Annotated in this window: 11 protein-coding genes, 3 tRNA genes, 3 rRNA genes and 1 pseudogene; 16 read left to right on the top strand and 2 right to left on the bottom strand. The window is 61.8% G+C overall.

What is annotated here, in order from left to right; all coding sequences use genetic code 11:
- Positions 1-18 precede the first annotated feature (18 nt).
- The 7 genes from L0U82_RS30840 (at position 19) to L0U82_RS30810 (ending at position 11854) form a co-directional block, all read left to right on the top strand.
- The gene (locus tag L0U82_RS30840; protein WP_233837569.1) at positions 19-747 is read left to right on the top strand and encodes a DUF1175 domain-containing protein; all 729 of its coding nucleotides are present in this window, start codon (positions 19-21) and stop codon (positions 745-747) included.
- A 107-nt stretch (positions 748-854) separates the two neighbouring features.
- The gene (locus tag L0U82_RS30835; protein WP_233837567.1) at positions 855-5654 is read left to right on the top strand and encodes an alpha-2-macroglobulin family protein; all 4800 of its coding nucleotides are present in this window, start codon (positions 855-857) and stop codon (positions 5652-5654) included.
- Positions 5655-5942: 288 nt separating this feature from the next.
- On the top strand, positions 5943-7664 hold the full coding sequence (locus L0U82_RS30830; RefSeq protein WP_233836969.1) for a DUF2300 domain-containing protein: 1722 nt from the start codon (positions 5943-5945) through the stop codon (positions 7662-7664).
- Positions 7661-8644 (top strand): YfaP family protein, encoded by a 984-nt coding sequence (locus tag L0U82_RS30825; RefSeq protein ID WP_326489768.1) that lies wholly within the window; start codon positions 7661-7663, stop codon positions 8642-8644. The genes L0U82_RS30830 and L0U82_RS30825 overlap by 4 nt, the downstream gene beginning before the upstream one ends.
- A gap of 22 nt (positions 8645-8666) precedes the next feature.
- Positions 8667-9461, top strand: a complete 795-nt coding sequence (locus tag L0U82_RS30820) for a YfaP family protein (protein ID WP_233836968.1) — start codon at positions 8667-8669, stop codon at positions 9459-9461.
- A 223-nt stretch (positions 9462-9684) separates the two neighbouring features.
- Positions 9685-10788: a YjgN family protein gene (locus L0U82_RS30815; RefSeq protein ID WP_233836967.1), complete on the top strand. Its 1104-nt coding sequence runs from the start codon at positions 9685-9687 to the stop codon at positions 10786-10788.
- The gene (locus L0U82_RS30810; protein WP_233836966.1) at positions 10772-11854 is read left to right on the top strand and encodes a M48 family metallopeptidase; all 1083 of its coding nucleotides are present in this window, start codon (positions 10772-10774) and stop codon (positions 11852-11854) included. Before L0U82_RS30815 ends, L0U82_RS30810 begins: the two co-directional genes overlap by 17 nt.
- A 391-nt stretch (positions 11855-12245) precedes the next feature.
- Here the strand turns inward: L0U82_RS30810 and rpoD are convergent, their stop codons facing one another.
- Positions 12246-14246: an RNA polymerase sigma factor RpoD gene (rpoD, locus tag L0U82_RS30805; RefSeq protein ID WP_233836965.1), complete on the bottom strand. Its 2001-nt coding sequence runs from the start codon at positions 14244-14246 to the stop codon at positions 12246-12248.
- A gap of 751 nt (positions 14247-14997) precedes the next feature.
- Between rpoD and L0U82_RS30800 the strand changes: the two genes are divergently transcribed.
- The 5 genes from L0U82_RS30800 to rrf all read left to right on the top strand — a co-directional run bounded on the left by L0U82_RS30800 (position 14998) and on the right by rrf (position 20350).
- Positions 14998-16528: ribosomal RNA gene (locus L0U82_RS30800) — 16S ribosomal RNA — on the top strand.
- 75 nt (positions 16529-16603) lie between these two features.
- Positions 16604-16680 (top strand) — tRNA-Ile (locus L0U82_RS30795).
- A 71-nt stretch (positions 16681-16751) separates the two neighbouring features.
- Positions 16752-16827: transfer RNA gene (locus L0U82_RS30790), tRNA-Ala, on the top strand.
- 295 nt (positions 16828-17122) lie between these two features.
- Positions 17123-20002, top strand: a 23S ribosomal RNA gene (locus L0U82_RS30785).
- 234 nt (positions 20003-20236) lie between these two features.
- Positions 20237-20350: ribosomal RNA gene (gene rrf / locus L0U82_RS30780) — 5S ribosomal RNA — on the top strand.
- The 16S, 23S and 5S rRNA genes sit together here with 2 tRNA genes alongside, the layout of an rRNA operon.
- 245 nt (positions 20351-20595) lie before the next feature.
- Here rrf and L0U82_RS30775 read toward each other — a convergent pair.
- Positions 20596-21057 carry a hypothetical protein gene (locus L0U82_RS30775; protein ID WP_233836964.1) on the bottom strand — a complete coding sequence of 154 codons (462 nt, stop codon included), beginning with the start codon at positions 21055-21057 and terminating at the stop codon, positions 20596-20598.
- A 222-nt stretch (positions 21058-21279) separates the two neighbouring features.
- Here L0U82_RS30775 and L0U82_RS30770 point away from each other — a divergent pair.
- The 4 genes and pseudogenes from L0U82_RS30770 to L0U82_RS30755 all read left to right on the top strand — a co-directional run bounded on the left by L0U82_RS30770 (position 21280) and on the right by L0U82_RS30755 (position 24915).
- Positions 21280-22531, top strand: a pseudogene (locus tag L0U82_RS30770) (IS256 family transposase).
- A gap of 500 nt (positions 22532-23031) precedes the next feature.
- Positions 23032-23205 (top strand): hypothetical protein, encoded by a 174-nt coding sequence (locus L0U82_RS30765; protein WP_233836963.1) that lies wholly within the window; start codon positions 23032-23034, stop codon positions 23203-23205.
- A gap of 65 nt (positions 23206-23270) precedes the next feature.
- Complete coding sequence (locus L0U82_RS30760; protein ID WP_233836961.1) at positions 23271-24761, top strand: M81 family metallopeptidase; 1491 nt, start codon at positions 23271-23273, stop codon at positions 24759-24761.
- A 77-nt stretch (positions 24762-24838) separates the two neighbouring features.
- Positions 24839-24915: transfer RNA gene (locus tag L0U82_RS30755), tRNA-Val, on the top strand.
- Positions 24916-25177 lie beyond the last annotated feature (262 nt).

The raw sequence follows: 25177 nt of genomic DNA, 5'->3' as shown, positions 1-25177 counted from the left end.
CTTGCGCCGAAGCACGTCATGCCGTGTGAGCGTGCCCGCGTGAATTCCTGCGCGCGTCCGGACACCGCACGCCGCGTCTGGCTAGCGCATGCCGTCTCTCTGATCGCGTTTGCCAGCACCACGCCGGTCGCCCTTGCGCTGACTCCGACGACCACGCTTCCCGACCCCGACGCCTTCTCCGCGTCGCAATCGGCGGCTTTCCGCGCATGGTTCTCGCGCATCGTCGATCAGCAATTGCGGCGTGGCCCGACGCCGCGCTGGACGCAGCGCGATTGCGCGGGCCTGGTGCGCTTCGCGGTCGGTGAAACGCTGAAGCCGCACGACAGCAAATGGTTGCGCGCAAACGGCATGACCGGTCTCGCGGACGCGAGCAGCATGCCGCCCGAGCTGCAACTGTCGGCGTCGCAGCGCACGATCGCCAATCGCTGGACCCGCGTCGACGGATCGACCGGCGCGTACGCATCGGCGATCGCACTGATTCAGCGCAACAGCCGTTTCGTCTCGAAGGACATCAACCAGGCGCTGCCGTGCGACCTGCTGTTCTTCGACCAGGGCGACGACCAGCATCTGATGATCTGGCTGGACCGCTACATCGCCTATCACACCGGCACCGTGACGCCGACCGATACCGGTCTGCGCGCGGTCGCCGTTTCCGACCTGATGCAATGGAAAGACTCCCGCTGGCAGCCGCGCGACGGCAATCCGAATTTCGTTGGCGTGTTTCGTTTGGACTTTCTGACACCATGATGCGAAGAATCGAACGCGGCGTGAACAGCGTTGGCATTTTCATTGGCTTTTGCAAAGCGCTGCGTCTGTACGGCGCGCTGCACGACACACTGCGCCGCGCAACATGCATGCTCGCCGCGCTGTTCGCGGCGCTGATGCTCGCGGTCGCGTTCACATCGCCAGCCCGCGCCGACGACGCACCTGCGTCGGACAACCCCGCCGATAGCAACATCGCCGCGAACCCGACATTGCAATCCGCACCGCCGAGCAACTACAGCGCGCAGAAGGTCGACGGCCAGCCGTTCTTTCTGCTGTCCGACGCGAGCTTCGGCAGCGATCAGCTCGCGCAGGTGCGGCTCGAAGCGCCCGGCCGCGATTTCAAGGATGCGTTGCAGCCGTATGGCGGCGCGGACATCGTCGTGTATCGCGTGGCGAAGCCGCTCGACTTTCTGAAGGCGCAAAAGAATCTGCATCGTCTGGACATCGCGCCGAACTACCAGGGCGAAGGGCTCGCGAACACGCTCGCGTATCTGTGGGACCGCTGGTTTACCGAAGCGCGCCGCGCGTGGCAGCGCGTGCTGTCGTTCGCGACGCGCAGCAAGGCGACCGAGGCCGCGCCGCAATTCAAGCTCGGCGAGCAGACCGGCAAGCAGACGCAGTTCGAGCCGCGCTCGTCGTTCGCGCCGTTGAAGGGCTACGACGTGGTCGCGCGCTTTCGCTATCCGATCTGGGACGCGAAGGTGATCGAGCCGCCGAAGGGCGTCAATCTGGCAGGCAGCAGCAGTAACTTCATCGAGGCGAGTTCCGGCAACGTGATGATTCCGCTCGGCAAGTTGCCACCGGGGCTCTATATCGTCGAAGCGGTGATCGGCAACTATCGCGCGCATACGCTGCTGTTCGTGTCGGACACGGTGGCGGTCGTCAAGGCGGCCTCGGGCGGCATGCTGGTGTGGACCGCACGGCGCGACAACGGCAAGCCGGTCACGAATACGGATGTGAGCTGGACCGATGGCGTCGGCGTATTGCAAAGCGGCACGACCGGCGGCGACGGCGCGCTGCTGTTGCAGCACGTGAGCCCCGAGCGCAGCTATGTGCTCGGTGTCGATCCGCAGGGCGGCGTGTTCGTCTCCGAGAATTTCTATTACGACAGCGAGATCTACAACACCAAGATCTACGCGGTGACGGACCGGCCGATGTACCGGCCCGGCGAGACGGTGCACGTGAAGTTCATCGGCCGCACGTTCCAGAACGCGACGCAATCGTCGGCGCCGGCCGCCGCCGATATCAAGCTCGACGTGCTCGATCCGAACGGCGCGCCGGTCGCCAACAGCACCGTGCATTTCGCGTCCGATACCGGCGCGGATACCGCGTTCACGCTGCCGGCCGATGCGACCGCCGGCGGCTATACGCTGCGCTTCGATTATCTCGGCGATGCGTACGGCAGCGCGTTTCGCGTCGCCGAATACGTGAAGCCGCACTTCGACGTGAACCTCGCGATGGACAAGGCCGACTACGCGACCGGCGAGCCGCTGAAGGGCAAGATCCAGTTGCGCTATCCGGACGGCAAGCCGGTGCGCGACAGCAAGATCTCGGTCACGCTGCGCGCGCAGAAGGTGACGATCGTCGATGGCGAATTGCGTTACGCGGGACTGTTTCCGGTCAAGCTCGAACAGCAGGAGCTGAAGACCGACAGCAACGGCAACGCGAGCCTGACCTTGCCGGCCGCGCAGGAGCCGAGCCGCTATGCGCTGACGCTGTTCGCGCAGGACGGCGCCGCGTACAAGGTGCGTGTGACGCGCGAGGTGCTGATCGCGCGTGGCGCGACGCCGTATCGGTTGAGCACCGCGAAGTCGTTTACGCAGCCGAAGGAAGCGGTCAGCTTCGATCTGCAGCCGCTCGGCACGGTCGATGCAACGTCGCATCCGCCGGCGAAATGGCAGTGGACGCGGCTCGAATCGCAGACCCACGGCGAAGGCGCGCTGAAGAGCGCAAGCGCGGGCGGCAAGCTGTCGTTCCCGGTGCAGTTCGACGAGCCGGGTTCGTACATGCTGTCGGTCAAGGACGACCAGGGCAATCTGCTCGCGGCGACCAGCCATTGGGTCGCGGGCGATGGGCTGAAGGCGATTCCGGGCAGCGTTGAAATCGTGTTCGATCGCGATCGCTACAAGATCGGCGATACCGCCGAGGCGCTGATCACGTTCCCGATGCCCGTCGACGATGCGTTGCTGACGCTGGAGCGCGACAACGTCGAGCGTCGCGCGCTGTTGAGCGCGGGCGGCGACTGGTTGCAACTGCAACGCGTCGCGCCGTCGCAATGGAGAGCGCGTATCAAGGTCGGCGAAGACTTCGCGCCGAACATGATGTTCTCGGTGCTGTACGTGCATGGCGGCGAATACGTGTTCCAGAACGCGGGCATCGTGGTCGCGCAACCGCGCGTCGAATTGAACGTGAAGAGCGACAAGCCGGTGTACGGTCCCGGCGACACCGTCACGCTGAATTTCGACAGCACGCTGAACGGCAAGCCCGAGGCGGCCAATCTGACCGTCAGCGTGGTCGATGAAATGGTCTATGTGTTGCAGCCGGAAATCGCGCCGGACATCGTCGACTTTTTCTATCATCCGCGCCGCAATAACGTTCGCACGTCGTCAAGCCTGTCGTTCATCACGTACGACCTTGCGCGCGCGCCGCTGAAGGGCGCGCCCGGCGGCCCGCAACGCGCGAACTACAACGAGCGCGGCGTCAAGGTGCTGGAGCGTCCGCGCCGCGACGAGCAGGACACGGCCGCGTGGGAGGCGAATCTGAAGACCGACGCGAACGGTCACGCGACGATGAGCTTCAAAATGCCGGATTCGCTCGCGCGCTGGCGCATCACTGTGCGGGCGGCGGCGCCGGATGGCATGGTTGGGCAGCGTACTGCTTACGTGCGCTCGGACAAGGCGTTGTATCTGAAGTGGAGCGGCCCGAGTCACTTCCGCGTGGACGACCAGCCGGCCGTCGACATGATCGCGTTCAACCAGACCGATGCGGATATGGACGCGCAATGGGTGGTGAACGGTGGCGGTCTGTCGCTGAACCAGAAGGTCACGTTGAAGCGCGGTGCCAACTATCTGCGTTTGCCGAGCGGTGCGCTGAAGGCCGGCGTGATCGACGCGACGCTGCGTGCCGGCGGCAAGGACGTCGATCGCTTGCAGACGACGATTCGTCTCGATGCGAACGGTTGGCTCGATCTGCATCAGAACATCGTCGCGCTCGATAGCGCGGGCAAGCCGCTCAATCTGCCGGCCGACGCGCGCGATGTCAGCGTGCGCTTTATCGGCAACGCGGCGAGCCAGTTCATGCGCGTCGCCGACGATCTGATCGACTATCCGTATGGCTGCGCCGAGCAGACCTCGAGCCGGCTGATTCCGCTGGCGCTCGCGCACGACACGATCGGGCGCCCCGACAACGCGAGCGCGACGCAGGGGCTCGAAGCGCTGCTGCGCAATCAGCGTCAGCGTCTCGCGATGCTCGCGGGTGTCGGCGGCACGTTCGGCTGGTGGGGCGATACGACCGGCGGCAGCGCGCTGATTACCGCGTACGCGTATTACGCCGACTGGCTCGCCAGCCGCAGCCTCGGTATCAGTCTGCCCGCGGATAACTGGCAGCATGCGATGGATGTCTATCGCGACGCCGGCGCGAAGGAACCGCTGTTGCATCGCGCGCTCGCGCTGTGGCTGTTGCAGCAGATGGGGCTGCCGGTCGCGACGCCGGTCGTGGGTGTCGCGGAAGACTTGCAGAGCGATGCGGTGGCGATCGCGAACCAGGCGAACGGCAAGGGCAACGACCAGGCCAACGGCGGCGCGAGTACGGCGGCGACGGCACCGCGTGGCTATGCGTATGGCGCGGCGGACAGCATCGTGTTCGCGCAGGCCGATTCGCCGCGCGGCAAACAGATGGCGACGCTGCTGGTTGCAAGCATGGCGCGCGGGTCGAATGCGCAGTTGCCGGCGGGCTTCGATACGGCCGTGAGCGCGGCGCGTAGCGCGCTGGCCAACGATCCCGCGCCGTTGGTGCAAAGCCTGTTGTTCATGACCGGCTCAGGCGCCGGCGATGCGGGCGGCGCGCCGGTCGATCCTGCCGCGCTGCTCGCAAAAAGCAGCGCCGACTATCCGACGATCGATCGCGCGTTGACGCTGCTGTGGCTGCGCAAGGCGTTGGGCGGCGATGTCGCGGCTGCATCGCTGCCTGCTTTGCAGGATGCAAGCTGGACGCGCGCGGCCACGCCGACCGGCGCGCCGCTGTATCGCTGGACCGGCGCCGCGCTGCCCACCACGCTCGATGTTGGCGCGCCGCGCGCCGACGTCAGCGCGCTCGTGTCGTTCCGCAGTCACACGAGCGAGGACAGCCGGCTCAACATCACGATCGCGCGCCGCTTGTACAAGCTCGAACCGCTCGAAGTCGCCGCCGATCCGAAGAAGGCGAATGCGGGCAATGCGGGCGATAGCCAGCTCGGGCGCGCGACGTTCAGTGCGCGTCTCGTGAAAGCGGGCGATGCGATCGACAGCAACGCGCTGTACGTCGACGAAGTGACGCTGACGCCGCGCTCGGGCAATGCCTACCACTACGGCCTCGTCGATGTGCCGCTGCCGCCGGGCGGCGATGTCGAGGCAACCAGTTGGGGCGTGTCGATCGATGGGCTGCCGGGCGCGAAGGATGGCAGCGGTCCGCAGCCGTTCCAGCGCGTCGCATCGTACGAGATGGGCGAGCTTGCGTATCACCAGCCGGTGCCGCTGCTCGATCGGCCGGTTACGTTGCGGCAACTGGTGCGGTTCTCGTTGCCCGGTACGTTCACGCTGCCGCCCGCGCGCTACTTCCGCATGTATCAGCCGGACGCGAAAGCGTTCGAGGGCGGCAAGAGCGATCACATGACGGCGTGGCGGATTCAGTAGGCGAGGGTCGCGATGTTTCGGGCGCGTGGATGGGGGCGTGATCGGGTGGCTGTTGCCGCACGGGTTGAAGGCGCGGTGGGCGTGCTTGCGGGTAGGGAGAGTGGGTTGGGCGGGATGCAACGCCGGGCCATGGGTCTCGTGTGGCAGGCGTGGTCTCGTGTTTTAGCGTGGGCGCCAGTGTCGGCGTTTGTCTCGGTGTTGGCACGGGCGACGGGTGCGGTGTTGCCGTCGGCTTCGGTATTGGCATTGGCTCCCGCTGCGGTTGTTGCGTCGGCTTTGGTTTTGGCTTTGGCGCCTGCTTCGGCTTCGGCCGCGGTTTCGTCGCAGGCATCCGCACCTCAGTCAGCCGCGCGTCCGCCGGCGTCGCCCACCCCCCCACTCCGCTTCGCCTGGCTGCGCGACAACACCCCCCAGCTCTGGCAAACCGACGCGAGCGGCGCAGCGCTTGCGCTGTCGCCGCAGGCCGCGCAGCCGTTGCCGGCCACACTCGACACACCGCTCGGCAGCGTATGGAAGCTGTTCGTCTACGGCTACCTGGTGGATCGCAACATCGCGACACAGGACTACGTCTGCAACGGTGGCGATCCCGACGAAGTGTATTGCTGCATGACGGGCGGCCACGTCGACCGCGAGCATGCGCTCGTGCAATCGTGCGGACTCTATTTCGAGCCTGCGCGCCTGCAACTCGATGCCGCCGACTGGCGCCGCTATTGGACCGCCGCGCACGCGCCCGCGTGGCTGCGCGATCTTCACGCGATGACGCCTGAGCGGCGCGTGCCGGTCGCCGATCTGCTGGCCGCGCTGCAAGCGATGCCCGCGCGGCCGCGCGAAGCGGCGGCGAGCACGCTGGTGTCGGTGCTGACGAGCGGACGCGGCGAAGGCACGGTGTCGCTATACGGCAGCGTGCTGCGCGCGAAGACGTGGACGATGCCGGACCCGGCGCGGCCGGGTGCGTCGATCGGCGGCGCGGCGGGCTGGCTCGCCGACGGCACGCCGGTGTGGCTCGGCGGCCCGGGTGGTAGCGCGCGTGTGCTTGCCGCGGCGGCGCCGCGTATCGCGCCGCTGCTGACGTCGATCGCGGTGCCGGACGACAGCGCATGCGTACTCGTCGATTTCTTCAGCCGTTATCCGGTTCGTGAAGTGCTCGGTGACGCGCCAGCCAGCCGCGGTCCGGTGGCGGAAGGCCCGTTGCGTGGCGAGTTTCGGGTCGGCTTCGTCAACGGCAACTGGGCGCGCGTGACGAGCCGCGGCGAGCTTCGGCTCGATCGCAATGACACCGGCGCGCCGCAAATCGTCGGCCGCTTCGGTATGAACGACTACGTCGCGCGCGTGGTCGAGCGCGAAGGCGATACGAGCGAGCCGGAAGCGGCGAAGGCGCTCGCGGTCGCCGCGCGGACCTATGTCGTGCAGCACGGCCGCCACGATCACGGCTGTTTCCGTATCGACGACAGCAGCAGCACCCAGCGCGTATTGCCGCGCACACCGGATGCCGCCGCGCGCCACGCGGCCGATCTGACCGACTCGCTGGTGCTGACCGGCGTGCCGGTCCAGTATCACCACGACAAGGCCGCGCCGGGACAGATGAGCTGGCTCGCCGCGAAGGCATCGGCGCAAAGCGGCCGCACGTTCGATGCGATTCTCGCGCGCACGTGGCCGCAAGCGACGCTGACGTCGTTCGAGAGTCCGCTGGCCGGCGATTGCATCGCGGTGGCCGGCGCGCAGGCCTGGCTGCAGCGCAATGCGCCGTTGTGGGCGCGCCGCATGGAAGGCGCGGCCGGCTACGAGACGCCCGATCTGCCTGCGGTGTGCGAGGTGCGCGAGGGGCGGCCGTATGCCGATGCGCAGCGTAATCGTGTGTACGTGTATCGGCTGGTGACCGAGGAGGACCGCATCGCGCTCGCGCACGAGTATGTTCACCTCGCGTTCCAGCATCATCCGCGTGGGCTCGACGAGGGGTTCGTCGAACGTACCGCGCGCACGCTGATCCGTACCGACAATTCGATTCAATGAGCGATTCAGTGAGCGACGTGATGGGTCTGACTTCGTTTTTGCCGTTATCCGTGCTGCTGCTGTTGACGCCGCTACGTTTGCGCGCCGTTGCGATGTCTGTCTGCGTGGGCTGGCGGCAGTGGCGGCGTGTGGCGACGACGTGGGTCGCTGCCGCGTTAACCGCAGGCATCGTCGCGACGCCGTTCGCGCAGGCCGCCGATGCCGCTCCCGCTGCCAGTACCGCTAACGTGACCAGCGCGAACACCCCCGTCGCCGATCTGACCGCCGCTTTCGGCGGCTGGCGCCATAGCGGCCTCACGAACGAAGGCGAGCACTTCGTCGCGGCCTATCCGCGTCCGCCCATCGATCGCGGCGCGCAGCGCTACCGTACGCTGATCGAAGGGCGTCTGCGGCAGATCGACAAGCATGCGCGCAAGCCGCCGACGCTCGTGATGAACGGCAACGCCACGCCGCTTTACACGGACGACGAAGGCGCGTTCGCGCGTCCGTGGGCCTTCGGCGCGGGCTCGAACAGCATCGAGCTGATTTCCGCCGATGGCCGGCAGCATCAGCGCATGCAGTTCTACGAGGCCGACCGCAGCAAGCCGCAGGCGAAGCTGCGCGCGATCGTCACGTGGGACGATCCGCATGCGCAGGTGGATTTGCATGTGATCACGCCCGACGGACTACATGCGTTTTTCGGCAACCCGACGCTCGCCGACGGCAGCGGCTTCGACGTCGATTCGGTGGATGGCGCGGGGCCGGGGATTTTTTCGTCGGCGGCGCCGCAGCATGGCACGTGGCTGTTCTTTCTGAATTACTGGGGCAATTTCGATTCGACCGGCTATAACTTCGATGCCGCCGCGCACGATCGCGACGTGATCACGGCAACGCTAACGCTCGTGTTCAACGAAAACACGCCGAACGAACGGCGTGAGACGAGAATGGTGCCGCTGCGCAAAATTGGCGACCTGATGCTGGTGAAAAGTGAGCGGCTTTGACCGCGGGACGGGAGCGGTAACGATGAAAAACAGCACGACAGGTTGGCTGAAGGCGGCAGGCTGGGGGTTCGCCGTTTTTATGCAGGCGGCGCCGGCGGCCTGGGCCGGCGATATCGACTTCACCGCGCCGCTCAACGGTTGGCGCAACACGAGCGGCGACAGCGAACGCTATACGCAGGACGTCCATTACCCGGCGGTGGCGGTTGCGACGCCCGAGGGACAATCGAAGTTCGCGCTGATCGAAGGGGAGATCCGCAATACGCCGAAGAAGAAAGGCACGACGGTGGGCACGCTGGTTGTGAACGGCACGCCGCTGCCGCAGCGCGTCGAGGAAGACGGCCGGTTCTCGCGGCCCTATGCGTTTCCGTCCGGCAGCAACAGTGTCGAATTGCGCGCGCCGGATGGCAGCCGCAAGCGCGTGCAGTTTTACGATGCGTATAGCGGCAAGACGCAACCGAAGCTGCGCGTATTGCTCGCGTGGGACACCGATGGTACCGATCTCGACCTGCACGTCGTGTCGCCTGACGGCGCGCATGCGTGGTACGGCGATCGCGTGACACCGAACGGCGGCGCGCTCGACGTCGATGTGACGACTGGCTACGGGCCGGAGATCTACTCATCGGCGGCGCCGTTGAAGGGCACCTACCTGGTGTTCGTCAACTACTACGGCAGCGGCAACAGCGGTAGCGACATGACGGTCGCGCAGGTCACGATCATTACCAACGAAAACACCCCGGACGAAAAGAGCGAAACGATCCGCGTGCCGATGCGCAAGCCGGGTGAGTTGACACTCGTGAAGACGTTCGTGATGCCTTGAAATGCCGAGTGGATAATGCGTGTGGTTATTTCGAGATTATGCGAATCGCGTGATTTTTGTCGTCGGTTAATCGCGTAATAAAGGCTGCAATTTATACGTTGAAATCTCGTTTATGGAGACGGGAAAACGTGTAACTATGGTGTTTGCCGGTCTGCTTCCGAGCGTCTGATTTTCGCGTGGCAGACCGGTCCACAAGAACTTTAAATGCTGAGAAGGGGGAACAATGAATTCACTCGATCAGAAGCGGCCACTGCTGACCTACGACGGCACGCTCGGCGAACTCTACGGGATCTTTTTCAAAAATCTGCTGCTGCAAATCCTGACACTCGGTATTTACCGTTTTTGGGCGACGACGAATAACCGCCGCTATATCTGGTCGCATATGCGGTTTCAGGACGAACGGTTCGAATACACGGGCACGGGCGGCGAGCTGTTCAAGGGATTTCTGCTCGCGATGGGCATCATGTTCGGCTCCGTTGTTGCAGCGGTGGTGCTCAGCGCGATCGTGCGCGTGGTGACGAAAAGCGCGGCGCTCGAGTCGCTGCCGGTCATCGCGCTTTACCTGCTGATCGCCGTGCTGGCCGGCGGCGCGATTTTCAGCGCGCAGCGCTATCGCCTGAGCCGCACGCAGTGGTGCGGCATTCGCGGCGGCATGACCGGTTCGGCGCTCGGCTACGGCGTACGCGTGTTGCTTTACGGGCTGCTCTGCGTCGTCACACTCGGGCAGATGACGCCGTGGACATCGATGCGCCTCGCGGAGCGCCGTATCAACGCCGGCAGCTTCGGCACTCTGCCGTTTCATTTCGAAGGTCGCGCGAGAGCTGTATATGGGCTGTTCGTCGCGACGTTCATCGGCGCGGCCGTGCTGCTCGTCGTGCTGTTCATGGTGTTGCTGAAGGGCACCTTCGCGGCGATGCATACCGGCCATATGCCGAGGCCAGGCGCCGGGCAGTCGCTGGCCACGCTGGGTCCGCTGCTGCTGTTCTACGCGCTGTTCATCATTGGCGTGACGCTGATCCGCTGCTTCTATGCGGCGGCGTTCGCGCGCCACGTCATGGGCAACAGCACGCTTGGTTCGCAATTGCGCTTTGGCAGCAACGTTACCGCGGGGCGCCTGCTGCGCTTGCAGTTGGGCAACCTCGCGATCCTCGTGTTCACACTGGGTTTCGGCACGCCGATCGTGCTGCATCGGCTGATGCGATTTGCAGCCGACACGCTGCAGGTGTCCGGCCATCTCGATCCGCAAACGTTGGGCCAAAGCGATCAGGCGCCGCCGGTAACCGGAGAGGGCATGCTGAACCTGCTCGATCATGGTGGCGCATTCTGAGGACGGCGCGGCGTCTTCGGCGCCGCGCGGCACGCGTTACTACGACGGCCGTAATGCCGTCGCTCATGAGGCCACGCTGCGCTGGAGCGACGCGTTCCTGTCGATTCTGCCGATAGGCGACGAGACAGCCGAGCTGGCGGTGTGGCCGCGTGAGCGTCTAACGGTCAGCGAGCCGGACCCGGATGGTCAGGTCGTGATGTCGTGCAAGGGCCAGCCGGGGCGCTTGATGACTGACGCGCGCACGTTGCCGCAGCAGATGGCGGCGCGCCGCATGCGTGGGCGTCACTATCTCGGCTGGACCGCTGTTGGCGTGGCGACGCTGGCTATCGGCGTGGCGCTTGTCGTGGGCTTGCCGTCGGTCGGTGCGGCGCTTGTTCCGCGTAGCGCGGAAGCGCGGCTTGGCGATATGGTCGAGACACTCGTCGTCGGCAGGCATCGCGTATGCAGCGGCGCCGACGGGCAGCACGCGCTCGAACAACTCGAGGCGCGGCTCGCGCAGGCGGCGAAGATCGACGAGCCGGTGCGGCTCGTGGTTATCGACAGCAAGATCGTCAACGCGGTCACATTGCCGGGCGGGCGCGTGATCATCATGCGAGGGCTGCTCGATCATGTCAACAATGCCGATCAGCTGGCCGGCGTGATGGCGCACGAGACCGGGCATATCGCGCGGCGCGATCCGCTGGTCTCGCTGTTCCGTCGCGCGGGTATTCGCGCGGTCGGCGCGACGCTCGGCTTCAATGTCGGCCTCGCGGATGCGTCTTCGCTGGCCGGACAACTCGTGGGGCTGTCGTATAGCCGCGAGATGGAGCGCCTGGCCGATGCGAATGGCGTTGCCTACCTGCAGGCGAGCGGCCTGCGCAGCGACGGGCTCGCGGCGTTCTTCGCGTCGATGGAAAAATCGGCGGACAAGAAGAGTGGCGGCACGAGCAGCAGCGTGCTCGAGTTTTTCTCCGACCATCCACGCACGGTCGATCGCGAGAAGCTCAATCGGGGCTCGTCGCTGGGTGATAGTGCACTGACGCCGTCGCAATGGGCGGCGGTTCGCGCGATGTGCGGCAAGCCGTGACCCACGGCGACTTATTGCGTGCGCGGGTGTGAAGTTCAATATGCTCAATGAGTTAGCGCAGTCATGCGCAGGTTGTCCACAAGCTTGTTCCCAATTTCTGTGGACAACATGGGACGTGGACTACGCGTGAAGTGATGCGACGGAAACAGGCGTGGAGTGACGCGGGCGTTTGTGAGCGACGCGCATCCTATGTCGAACGCAAAGCGAGTTCGTGCGCGAACACACGCGATGTGGCGTTTCCACATGCGTTTCAGAAGGCTGGCGGGGATGAATTGACAGCGGGAAGTGGGAGTTGCCGTCGAGCGGGTTATCCCGTTGCGTGCTGCTCGCGTGCGAGGAGAGGGGTGTCGCGGCTTGCCGTGCCATGGGCACGGCAAGCGCGAGAAGGAGCTTAGCGGTCGAGGAACGACTTCAGACGGTCCGCGCGGCTCGGATGCATCAGCTTGCGCATCGCCTTGCTTTCGATCTGACGAATCCGCTCACGCGTGACGTCGAACTGCTTGCCGACTTCCTCGAGCGTGTGGTCCGACTTCGTGTTGATGCCGTAGCGCATGCGCAGCACCTTCGCTTCGCGCGGCGACAGCGAGTCGAGCGCGTCGTCGATGGCGGCGCGCAGGTCGGCCTGCATCGCGGCATCGGCCGGCGACGACACGCCTGCGTCTTCGATCATGTCGCCGAGCGTCGCATCGCCGTCGTCGCCGACCGGCGTTTCCAGCGACACAGGCTGCTTCGCGATCTTCAGAATGCCGCGCACCTTCTCTTCCGACAGTTCCATGCGCTCCGCGAGCACCGCCGGATGGGCTTCCTGGCCGGTCTGCTGCAGGATTTCGCGCGAAATGCGGTTGAGCTTGTTGATCGTCTCGATCATGTGCACCGGCACGCGAATCGTGCGAGCCTGGTCGGCGAGCGAACGCGTGACGGCCTGACGGACCCACCACGTCGCATACGTCGAAAACTTCCAGCCGCGACGGTATTCGAACTTGTCCACCGCCTTCATCAGACCGATGTTGCCTTCTTGGATCAGGTCGAGGAACAGCATGCCGCGGTTCACGTATTTCTTCGCGATCGAGATCACGAGACGCAGGTTCGCCTCGATCATCTCGCTCTTGGCCTTGCGCATCTTCGATTCGGCCGCGACCATCTGGCGGTTGATCTCTTTCAGATGCTTGAGCGGCAGCGAAACGGTGGCTTCGATGTCGATCAGCTTCTGCTGCTCGGACTGAATCGCCGGCAGGTGACGCTCGAGCGCCGGGCCGTAGGTCGACGGACCGGTGCGCGCGGCGCGTTCGGTCCAGCCGAGGTCGGTTTCGGTGCCGGCGAACGTCTCGATGAACTTCTCGCGCGGCATGCCGGCCTTCGAGACCACGATCTGCAGGATGTTGCGCTCGATCGCGCGCACCTGCGCGACCTGCTGCTGCACGTCGCCGCACAGGCGGTCGATCGTGCGCGCGGTGAAGCGGATTTTCGCGAGGTGCTGCTGGATTTCCTCGCGCGCGCGCAGATAGCCCTTCGAGCTGACGTCGCCGCGGGTGTGCGCCGCGTTCATCTCGTCGGACAAAATGCCGACCTGGGCGAAAATTTCGAGGCAGTCGCTCGTGAGCTGCTTCAGACGCGCTTCGTCCGCCGCCGACGAATCGGCCGGGCCGGAATCGTCCTCCTCTTCCTCTTCTTCGTCGCTTTCATCGGCGTCGGTGTCTTCATCGCTGTCCGCATCGGCGCTTGCTTCGTCTTCCGCGGCAACCGTTTCTTCGTTCAGGCCGTCGACCAGCTCGTCGATGCGCAGTTCGCCGTCGGCGACCTGCTGGGCGCTCGCCAGAATCGCGGAGATCGCGAGCGGGCAGGCGGCGATCGCTTGCACCATTTCATGCAGACCATCTTCGATGCGCTTCGCAATCGCGATTTCGCCCGCGCGCGTCAGCAGCTCGGTCGCGCCCATTTCGCGCATATACATACGCACGGGGTCGGTGGTTCGGCCGAATTCGGAGTCGACGGTCGACAGCGCGACTTCGGTTTCTTCGTCGGCCTGGTCGTCCGACACCACGGTGGGGGCGTTGGAGTTGAGCAGCAGGGTTTCCGCATCGGGAGCCTGCTCATAGACCTGCACGCCCATGTCGCTGAACGCGCTGACGATGCTGTCGATCGCCGCGGTCGCCGTGAAGTTGTCGGGCAGGTGGTCGTTGATCTGCGCATGGGTAAGGTAGCCTTGCTCCTTGCCCAGCTGGATCAGCGCGCGCATCAGGCGCTGGCGTTCTTCGGCTTGTTGCGGCGGCAGTTCGGCTGCCGTGGCGATCGCTTTATTGGCGCCCTTGCCTTTGGCCGAGCGGCCGGAGGGAACTTTGGCGGTGAAGGCGGCGGTTTCGTGTTGCGAATCTTCGCGATCGAAAGGGTTCACGTAATTTCCTCTAGAGGCTTCGCTATGAGACGCAAGACGCTTACCGTCAGGCGTTTCGAGCAGGGCTCAGCATCACCTGATGTGACTCAACGCGGTTGTTGGGCTGTGCTCTGGGGAGCAAAAAAGATGAGCCCGCTCGAAGCGGGCCGATGGACATGCGAAATTTTGCGCGGCTCGCATTATATACGAGCTTGCGTGTTCGCGCTCATGGGTGCGCATCAATTCGTCATGCTTGTCGGTGTCGCTTGCGTGTCTATCAGTTTATCGGTCAGGTAGGCGCCTGGCTTTAGCGCCTCACGCCGGATGGTCCGCGTGTATGCGCTGTTCAAGCTATATGGGGTGCACGTTGGCCTTTTCTAGGTGTAGGGCGCGCGCTGTAGTTGCGTTCCTATATATGGGGTGCGTATCTTTGCTCGCAACTTCAAAGAAAATTCGCGACAGGGGGTTGACGCGCTGTCACCCGCTCTCCATAATCTCGCTTCTCTGCTGCAGACGCAGCGACGTGAAACGAAGCGGTGCCGGTGGTTGCGGTGCTGTGACTCACGAACGATCTTTAAAAACTAACAGCCGATAAGTGTGGGCGCTTGATGCGGAATGCGCAGCCGGTTCTTCGGAGCCGGCGATGGCAAAAGTATCAGAAGCCTCACACAGTAATTGAAGGAAGGTTTGCCTGTTGAAAGACAGGCTGATCATCGTCAGTACGTTGAGTGAGCGACCGGTTTCTAACGAAACCGAAAACAGTAACAGGTTTGAACTGAAGAGTTTGATCCTGGCTCAGATTGAACGCTGGCGGCATGCCTTACACATGCAAGTCGGACGGCAGCACGGGAGCAATCCTGGTGGCGAGTGGCGAACGGGTGAGTAATACATCGGAACGTGTCCTGGAGTGGGGGATAGCCCGGCGAAAGCCGGATTAATACCGCATACGCTCTGTGGAGGAAAGCGGGGGATCTTCGGACCTCGCGCTCAAGGGGCGGCCGATGGCAGATTAGGTAGTTGGTGGGGTAAAGGCCTACCAAGCCGACGATCTGTAGCTGGTCTGAGAGGACGACCAGCCACACTGGGACTGAGACACGGCCCAGACTCCTACGGGAGGCAGCAGTGGGGAATTTTGGACAATGGGGGCAACCCTGATCCAGCAATGCCGCGTGTGTGAAGAAGGCCTTCGGGTTGTAAAGCACTTTTGTCCGGAAAGAAAACTTCGGGGTTAATACCTCTGGAGGATGACGGTACCGGAAGAATAAGCACCGGCTAACTACGTGCCAGCAGCCGCGGTAATACGTAGGGTGCGAGCGTTAATCGGAATTACTGGGCGTAAAGCGTGCGCAGGCGGTTCGTTAAGACAGATGTGAAATCCCCGGGCTTAACCTGGGAACTGCATTTGTGACTGGCGGGCTTGAGTATGGCAGAGGGGGGTAGAATTCCACGTGTAGCAGTGAAATGCGTAGAGATGTGGAGGAATACCGATGGCGAAGGCAGCCCCCTGGGCCAATACTGACGCTCATGCACGAAAGCGTGGGGAGCAAACAGGATTAGATACCCTGGTAGTCCACGCCCTAAACGATGTCAACTGGTTGTCGGGCCTTCATTGGCTTGGTAACGTAGCTAACGCGTGAAGTTGACCGCCTGGGGAGTACGGTCGCAAGATTAAAACTCAAAGGAATTGACGGGGACCCGCACAAGCGGTGGATGATGTGGATTAATTCGATGCAACGCGAAAAACCTTACCTACCCTTGACATGTACGGAAGTCCGCTGAGAGGTGGATGTGCCCGAAAGGGAGCCGTAACACAGGTGCTGCATGGCTGTCGTCAGCTCGTGTCGTGAGATGTTGGGTTAAGTCCCGCAACGAGCGCAACCCTTGTCCCTAGTTGCTACGCAAGAGCACTCCAGGGAGACTGCCGGTGACAAACCGGAGGAAGGTGGGGATGACGTCAAGTCCTCATGGCCCTTATGGGTAGGGCTTCACACGTCATACAATGGTCGGAACAGAGGGTTGCCAAGCCGCGAGGTGGAGCCAATCCCAGAAAACCGATCGTAGTCCGGATCGCACTCTGCAACTCGAGTGCGTGAAGCTGGAATCGCTAGTAATCGCGGATCAGCATGCCGCGGTGAATACGTTCCCGGGTCTTGTACACACCGCCCGTCACACCATGGGAGTGGGTTTTACCAGAAGTGGCTAGTCTAACCGCAAGGAGGACGGTCACCACGGTAGGATTCATGACTGGGGTGAAGTCGTAACAAGGTAGCCGTATCGGAAGGTGCGGCTGGATCACCTCCTTTCCAGAGCCCGCGTGTTCTGACATCGAAGCGCTCACGCTTATCGGCTGTAGTTAGAAGAAGATCAGACAGACTCAGGGGTCTGTAGCTCAGTCGGTTAGAGCACCGTCTTGATAAGGCGGGGGTCGATGGTTCGAATCCATCCAGACCCACCAGTGCCTGTCTGTGGTGCTGGCTGAAGACCCGCTGGGGCTGAACGGATGAGGTATCTGTCTGTTGCATGACTGGGGGATTAGCTCAGCTGGGAGAGCACCTGCTTTGCAAGCAGGGGGTCGTCGGTTCGATCCCGTCATCCTCCACCAATCCTCAATGCCAAGGGTTCAGCATGAAGCGATGCTGAGTACTTCGCATTGGCGATTGAGCCAGTCAGAGCGATATGAGGCAACTCATAATCGGCTGTCGTTCTTTAACAATCAGGAAGAAGTAGTAAAGAGATTCACGAAAGCGTACTTAGAGATGGGTGCGTGAGTAGGTGAATCAGGGTTGTGATTGTATCGATGTATTTTTAAGTGATCGAAAGATCGCTTTGGAATACGGCGCAACACGAATACTCAACCTGTAGCGAGTGCGTCTCGAGATGAGACATACCCGTTATAGGGTCAAGCGAACAAGTGCATGTGGTGGATGCCTTGGCGATCACAGGCGATGAAGGACGCGGTAGCCTGCGAAAAGCTCCGGGGAGCTGGCAAACGAGCATTGATCCGGAGATGTCCGAATGGGGAAACCCACCTCTTATGAGGTATCCGTAGCTGAATACATAGGCTACGTGAAGCGAACGCGGTGAACTGAAACATCTAAGTAACCGCAGGAAAAGAAATCAACCGAGATTCCCAAAGTAGTGGCGAGCGAAATGGGATCAGCCTGTACTCTTTATTCTCATTGTTAGTCGAACGCTCTGGAAAGTGCGGCCATAGCAGGTGATAGCCCTGTAGACGAAAACAGCGGGAAAGAACTGGGTGTACGACAAGTAGGGCGGGACACGTGAAATCCTGTCTGAAGATGGGGGGACCATCCTCCAAGGCTAAATACTCGTGATCGACCGATAGTGAACCAGTACCGTGAGGGAAAGGCGAAAAGAACCCCGGGAGGGGAGTGAAACAGATCCTGAAACCGCATGCATACAAACAGTCGGAGCCTCGCAAGGGGTGACGGCGTACCTTTTGTATAATGGGTCAGCGACTTACATTCAGTGGCAAGCTTAACCGATTAGGGCAGGCGTAGCGAAAGCGAGTCCGAACAGGGCGTCCAGTCGCTGGGTGTAGACCCGAAACCAGGTGATCTATCCATGGCCAGGTTGAAGGCACGGTAACACGTGCTGGAGGACCGAACCCACTAACGTTGAAAAGTTAGGGGATGAGCTGTGGATAGGGGTGAAAGGCTAAACAAACCTGGAAATAGCTGGTTCTCTCCGAAAACTATTTAGGTAGTGCCTCGTGTATCACCTTCGGGGGTAGAGCACTGTCATGGTTGTGGGGTCCATTGCGGATTACTACGCCATAGCAAACTCCGAATACCGAAGAGTGCAATCACGGGAGACAGACATCGGGTGCTAACGTCCGGTGTCAAGAGGGAAACAACCCAGACCGCCAGCTAAGGTCCCCAAATATGACTAAGTGGGAAACGAAGTGGGAAGGCTAAAACAGTCAGGAGGTTGGCTTAGAAGCAGCCATCCTTTAAAGAAAGCGTAATAGCTCACTGATCGAGTCGTCCTGCGCGGAAGATGTAACGGGGCTAAGTCATATACCGAAGCTGCGGATGCATATTTATATGCATGGTAGGAGAGCGTTCCGTAAGCCTGCGAAGGTGCACTGGAAAGTGTGCTGGAGGTATCGGAAGTGCGAATGCTGACATGAGTAGCGATAAAGGGGGTGAAAGGCCCCCTCGCCGTAAGCCCAAGGTTTCCTACGCAACGTTCATCGGCGTAGGGTGAGTCGGCCCCTAAGGCGAGGCAGAAATGCGTAGCTGATGGGAAGCAGATTAATATTTCTGCACCATTGTGAAATGCGATGGGGGGACGGATCGCGGAAGGTTGTCCGGGTGTTGGAAGTCCCGGTCGCTGCATTGGAGAAGGCGCTTTGGCAAATCCGGGCGCAGGATTCAAGGGTGTGGCGCGAGCGACTTAGGTCGCGAAGCAACTGGAAGGGGTTCCAGGAAAAGCCTCTAAGCTTCAGTTTCACAGTGACCGTACCGCAAACCGACACAGGTGGGCGAGATGAGTATTCTAAGGCGCTTGAGAGAACTCGGGAGAAGGAACTCGGCAAATTGGTACCGTAACTTCGGGATAAGGTACGCCCTTGTAGCTTGACTGGCCTGCGCCAGAAGGGTGAAAGGGTTGCAATAAACTGGTGGCTGCGACTGTTTAATAAAAACACAGCACTCTGCAAACACGAAAGTGGACGTATAGGGTGTGACGCCTGCCCGGTGCCGGAAGATTAAATGATGGGGTGCAAGCTCCTGATTGAAGTCCCGGTAAACGGCGGCCGTAACTATAACGGTCCTAAGGTAGCGAAATTCCTTGTCGGGTAAGTTCCGACCTGCACGAATGGCGTAACGATGGCCACACTGTCTCCTCCCGAGACTCAGCGAAGTTGAAGTGTTTGTGATGATGCAATCTCCCCGCGGCTAGACGGAAAGACCCCATGAACCTTTACTGTAGCTTTGCATTGGACTTTGAACCGGTCTGTGTAGGATAGGTGGGAGGCTTTGAAGCTGGGACGCTAGTCTCAGTGGAGCCGTCCTTGAAATACCACCCTGATCTGTTTGAGGTTCTAACCTTGGTCCGTAATCCGGATCGGGGACAGTGCATGGTAGGCAGTTTGACTGGGGCGGTCTCCTCCCAAAGTGTAACGGAGGAGTACGAAGGTACGCTAGGTACGGTCGGAAATCGTGCTGATAGTGCAATGGCATAAGCGTGCTTGACTGTGAGACTGACAAGTCGAACAGGTGCGAAAGCAGGTCATAGTGATCCGGTGGTTCTGTATGGAAGGGCCATCGCTCAACGGATAAAAGGTACTCTGGGGATAACAGGCTGATACCGCCCAAGAGTTCATATCGACGGCGGTGTTTGGCACCTCGATGTCGGCTCATCTCATCCTGGGGCTGTAGCCGGTCCCAAGGGTATGGCTGTTCGCCATTTAAAGAGGTACGTGAGCTGGGTTTAAAACGTCGTGAGACAGTTTGGTCCCTATCTGCCGTGGGCGCTGGATATTTGAAGGGACCTGCTCCTAGTACGAGAGGACCGGAGTGGACGAACCTCTGGTGTACCGGTTGTCACGCCAGTGGCATCGCCGGGTAGCTATGTTCGGAAGAGATAACCGCTGAAAGCATCTAAGCGGGAAACTCGCCTTGAGATGAGATATCCCCGGGGCTTTAAGCCCCTTGAAGGGTCGTTCAAGACCAGGACGTTGATAGGTCAGGTGTGCACGTACAGTAATGTACTGAGCTAACTGATACTAATTGCCCGTAAGGCTTGATCCTATAACAGGTGTGTCTCGACAACCGTTAGTGCTTCAGCACTTACGGATGTCCGATCCCCGAAGGGGATACGAACCTCCACAGGAGGTGACAGGACGCACGGTTGAGATCAGTGTTGTGCCAGAACCAACACAACCCCCCAACACGATTCACACACGAATCCTTTACGCTTCTTCCCGATTGGCTGTGGCGCTCACCGGTTGACTCCAACCCCCAGCGACGCAGCAACCCGTCATGCCTGATGACCATAGCGAGTCGGTCCCACCCCTTCCCATCCCGAACAGGACCGTGAAACGACTCCACGCCGATGATAGTGCGGATTGCCCGTGTGAAAGTAGGTAATCGTCAGGCTCCCCTCAAGACAGAAACCCCACCCAATGCGGTGGGGTTTCTGCGTTTACGGGCCAGGAAGCGCGGGCATAACGCCGGACGACACTCCGGATGTGCCGGATCGCAGCCCTTCCCGGGCAATCTGGAAAACGGTCAGTTCCAGAGCCATCTCCCGCGCTCCTGTCTGCATCACGTCGATCAGCTGTTGCGACGTCGAGCCAGAATATTTCCTCGTTCCAGCGCCGGTCAGCAGATATCCACGCCCGTCAAGCCTGCTTGCGCACCGGTGCAGAATCGGATCTGCCGATGATAAGCCGGTCGAGCCGTTCGCTCGCCTCCGTAATCGCCCATAGTGGCGCGTGACGCAGTTGCCGGTCGTAGTTCGTCGCGATCGATGCAAACAGCGCGAACTCCGCGTCATTGAGCTTCCACGCATTGCGTCCCCGACTGGTGTCGAATACAGATGCCGCGGCGCGGTCCGCGGCACGGAATTCCTCGTGGCTCATCGAACCGAAGCCCGCTTCGGCCAGGTAACTGGTCAGCAGCATGATCTGCGTAAGCGCTTGCGCGTCGGTTTTGCTGCCGACACCACGCCGCAGTGCATCGAGAGATAGATGGACACGTAACGCGAGGTCATCGGCGATCTGCCGGGCGATGGGCAACAGCATGGCTTTGGCATACCGCGCACGGGCTGCACCAGTGTTGCGAAAGGGAATGGGTTGTGCCATGGAGGTTCAATGGGTTTGCCTGAGCCAATGCAATAACGGCGCGCTTCGTAAAAGATTGAGGGTTCGTCGCCTATAGCTCGGCTCGATAGGCGAAAACGTTTGCTGGGCGCCATTTCAGCGTAAACCAGACTCACGGTGGTGATATGCCGGATGGATTTCGAGGCTTGGTGGGCCTGTCAGTAATTTCGTGTTCAAGGCATATGATGCTCCCCAGGAGAATATATGCCTCGCAAACCGAAAGTCCCGCCGGTAGACCTGCCGGCGATTCCCGCCGAGTTGCTTGAGCAGTTCGGCAACGGCCCGATGACGGCCGATGCGATCAATGCCGCGACGCTGGCCCTGAAGAAGGCCCTGATCGAGCGGGCGCTGGGTGGCGAGATGAACCATCATCTCGGCTACCCGCCCGGCGCTGTGAAACCGGCCGCCGTCACCAACCAGCGCAACGGCACGGGCGCCAGGACGGTGCTGACCGAAGACGGTCCGATCCGTATCGAGGTGCCTCGCGACCGTGACGGCAGCTTCGAACCACTGCTGATTCCCAAACACGAACGACGCTTCACCGGCTTCGACGACAAGATTGTGGCGATGTACGCCCGGGGCATGTCCGTGCGTGAGATTCAGGGGTTTCTGCAGGAGCAGTACGGCACGGCGGTCTCTCACGACTTCATCAGTTCGGTGACTGACGAGGTCATGGCTGAAGTGATTGCATGGCAGGCCCGCCCGCTTGAGCCGATGTATCCGGCGGTGTTCTTCGACGCGCTGCGGGTCAAGATCCGCGAAGACGCCGTGGTGCGCAACAAGGCGGTCTACCTTGCGCTGGGCGTTCTGCCTGACGGTACACGCGATATCCTGGGCCTGTGGATTGAGAACACCGAAGGCGCCAAATTCTGGATGAAAGTCTTCAACGATCTCAGGACACGCGGCGTCAATGACATCCTGATCGCCGTCACCGATGGGCTCAAAGGCATGCCCGAAGCGCTGGCGGCCGTGTTTGCGGCGACCACGCTGCAGACCTGCATCGTTCACCTGATCCGCAACAGCCTGGACTACGCGAGCTGGAAAGACCGCAGGGGGCTGGCTGCAGCGATTCGCCCGATCTACACCGCGCCCAGCGCGGAAGCGGCGCAGGCGCAACTCGATGCATTTGCCGATGGGCCATGGGGGCAGAAATTCCCCCCAGTCAGCGCGGCGTGGCGCAGCGCCTCGGACCGCGTGATTCCGTTCTTCGCCTTTCCGCCGGCCGTTCGCAAGGTTATATACACGACCAACGCCATTGAAAATATCAACTCGCAGTTGCGCAAGATCATCAAAACGCGCGGCCACTTCCCAACCGACGAGGCCGCGACGAAACTTATCTGGCTGGCACTACGCAACATCACTGCTGACTTGGGGGCGCGCCGCTCATGACTGGAAAGCCGCCATGAACCAGTTCGCGATTCTTTATGAAGATCGATTCGTTCGACCATCCGTGTGAATCTCAACCCGTCTTGAACACGGAAATTCTGACACTCCCGGCTTGGTAGCTGCGGGACGCCCCCCGCTTTCCTGACGCTTAGTCCGTATATCCATCCTAAATGGCCGCCCCATGGCGCAGCCCGCTACCGCTACGCCCGTCCACCGCCCACCGCCCAAAGCCCACCGCCCAAAGCCCAAAGCCCAAAGCCCAAAGCCCAAAGCCCAAAGCCCAAAGCCCAAAGCCCAAAGCCCAAAGCCCAAAGCCCAAGCTTAAGCTTAAGCTCAAGCTCAAGCTCAAGCTCAAGGCCCACGGCTCAAGACTCAAGACTCAAGACTCAAGACATACGACTCACCGCCCACGCCTCCCGCGACATCACTAGGCCGCCCCATCCCTTGGGCCAAACCTCTCTATCATGACAACGAGAGACAAGCCGACTGAATGAAACGCGACCGAACACGCGCCTAGCAACCGCCCCGAGCAACCGCCTCTAACCCCGCCCCTCCACAAGACGAGCACCGATGCGAACTCCCTCATCAGCCACCGTCGCCACACCCTCCGATCTGCAGATCAACAGCATGCGGCCATGGACGACCAATCTCATGCAACTCGCGTGGGTCAGCACGACCGACAGGAGCGGCACCAGCCACAGCAAAATCGAAGACACGCGCACAGACCACCTCGAGGCCGACTAAACCCGCCTACAACCGCAGCCTCAGCCCACACTAAACACCACATCAAACCCGGAGACAACACGCAGATGAAAATCCTGATCGCACGGATGAATCACGAGACCAACACGTTTTCTCCGGTGGAGACGCCGCTTGCCGCATTTGGCCGCAACGGCCCGAGCTATGGACGCGATGCCTTCAACGAAAACAAGGGCATGCAGACAGCGATGTCCGCGTTTATCGACGCCGCCGAGCGCGCGCATGCCGAAATCGTCACACCGGTGTCGGCGTCGGCGAATCCGAGTGGGCCGGTCGAAGCCGCTGCATACGATGCAATCTGCGACGCGATCGTTTCGGCTGCAACGGGCTGCGACGCAGTGATGCTCGACCTGCACGGCGCGATGGTCGCCGAAAATTCGACTGATGGCGAAGGCGACCTGCTCGCGCGTGTACGCGCGCTGCTGCCCGATGCGCCGATTGCGGTCGCGCTCGATCTGCACGGCAACGTCACGCAGAAGATGATCGACAACGCCGACGTGATCGTGAGCTTCAAGACCTATCCGCACGTCGACATGTACGAGACCGGCGCTCACGCGGCTCGGCTGCTGTTCGACATGATCGATGGCCGCGCGAAGCCGGTACTCGCGTGGCGTCAACCGCCGCTACTCACGCATACGCTGCGCAGCGCCACCGCCGAGGGCGCGATGAAACGCGCGGTCGATGCCGCGCGCGCCGCCGAGGCCGAAGGCATGCTCGCGGTGTCGGTGCTGGCCGGCTTTTCGCTCGCCGATATCGCCGCGCCGTGCATCAGCGTCGTCGTCGTGGCCGACGGCGCGCGTGCCGATGCCGAAGCGGTCGCGGAGCGTATCACGCGGCAGATCTGGAACGAGCGCGACGATTTCGTTTATCACAGCGCGCCGCTTGCCGAGTCGGTCGCACAGGCCGCATCGATCGCGCAAGGTGCGGACAAACCCGTCCTGCTGCTCGACCACGGCGACAACTGCATGTCGGGTGGCACCTGCGACACGATGGATCTGCTCGAAGAAGCGCTGAAACAGGGCCTCGACGGCATCGTCAGCGGCCCGTTGTGCGATCCGCAGGCCGTCGCGGCATTGGCGGCGGCAGGCGTCGGCAGCACGCTCACGCTGACGATCGGCAACAAGCTCACGAGCGACGCGCTGCCGTCGCGCGCACCGCTTGCGGTGACCGGCGTCGTGCGCGCGTTGACCGACGGTGAGTACGTGATCAGCGGCCCGACTTACACGGGGCAGCGCGCGTTCATGGGACGCGCGGCCGTGTTCGATACCGGCACCGTGAAGCTCGTCGTGACCGAGCGCACGCATGAGCCGTGGGATCTTGGCGTGTTCGAAAGCGTCGGCATCGATCCGCGACGCGCGCGTTTTCTGCTGCTCAAGTCGCGCATGTATTGCCGGCCGGTTTTCGTGCCGATCGCCGCCGCTCTCTTCGAATGCGATAGTCGTGGCGTCACGAGTTCGGACTACGGTCTGTTCCGTTTCGAGCATGTGAGGCGGCCGGTTTATCCATTGGATCGACACACCGAATGGGCAGCGACCCACTGATCGTCTGCACGTGTGACGACAAATCGCGCCGAGGGCTTGTGCTGTGTCCGACGAGTCTCTATAATTCGCGCCTCTAAAGGCTCGTAGCTCAGTTGGTTAGAGCACCACCTTGACATGGTGGGGGTCGTTGGTTCGAATCCAATCGAGCCTACCAACGCATCGGTGACGTAGACGAAAGCGGTTTCGCTTTCCGTCTACGGTCCCGCAAAAATCCGCAGCATTTCCAGTAGTTTCCTCATCAGCATCACATCCCCCTGTTTTTGTTGTCCGCTTGCGGCTCGACGCTTCGGCTACTTGCGCTCATTCACATACGCTTGCGGTATCGCATCGTCATCGGTGAATGCGCGGTACAGTTAGGGCTTCCGCTTTTGTCACCGACTCGACTTCGACTGCCGCGCGCATTTCGATGCAACGCC

The sequence above is a fragment of the Paraburkholderia sp. ZP32-5 genome, assembly GCF_021390495.1.
Lineage (GTDB): Bacteria > Pseudomonadota > Gammaproteobacteria > Burkholderiales > Burkholderiaceae > Paraburkholderia.
This window is presented reverse-complemented; position numbering and strand designations above follow the sequence as displayed.

What these genes read in the sequence shown, in the direction of transcription:
- L0U82_RS30825 (WP_326489768.1), top strand. Translation starts at nt 7,661, where the DNA reads ATGAGCGATTCAGTGAGCGACGTGATGGGTCTGACTTCGTTTTTGCCG.
- L0U82_RS30775 (WP_233836964.1), bottom strand. Translation starts at nt 21,057, where the DNA reads ATGGCACAACCCATTCCCTTTCGCAACACTGGTGCAGCCCGTGCGCGG.
- L0U82_RS30810 (WP_233836966.1), top strand. Translation starts at nt 10,772, where the DNA reads ATGGTGGCGCATTCTGAGGACGGCGCGGCGTCTTCGGCGCCGCGCGGC.
- L0U82_RS30835 (WP_233837567.1), top strand. Translation starts at nt 855, where the DNA reads ATGCTCGCCGCGCTGTTCGCGGCGCTGATGCTCGCGGTCGCGTTCACA.
- L0U82_RS30765 (WP_233836963.1), top strand. Translation starts at nt 23,032, where the DNA reads ATGCGAACTCCCTCATCAGCCACCGTCGCCACACCCTCCGATCTGCAG.
- L0U82_RS30820 (WP_233836968.1), top strand. Translation starts at nt 8,667, where the DNA reads ATGAAAAACAGCACGACAGGTTGGCTGAAGGCGGCAGGCTGGGGGTTC.
- L0U82_RS30840 (WP_233837569.1), top strand. Translation starts at nt 19, where the DNA reads ATGCCGTGTGAGCGTGCCCGCGTGAATTCCTGCGCGCGTCCGGACACC.
- L0U82_RS30815 (WP_233836967.1), top strand. Translation starts at nt 9,685, where the DNA reads ATGAATTCACTCGATCAGAAGCGGCCACTGCTGACCTACGACGGCACG.
- L0U82_RS30760 (WP_233836961.1), top strand. Translation starts at nt 23,271, where the DNA reads ATGAAAATCCTGATCGCACGGATGAATCACGAGACCAACACGTTTTCT.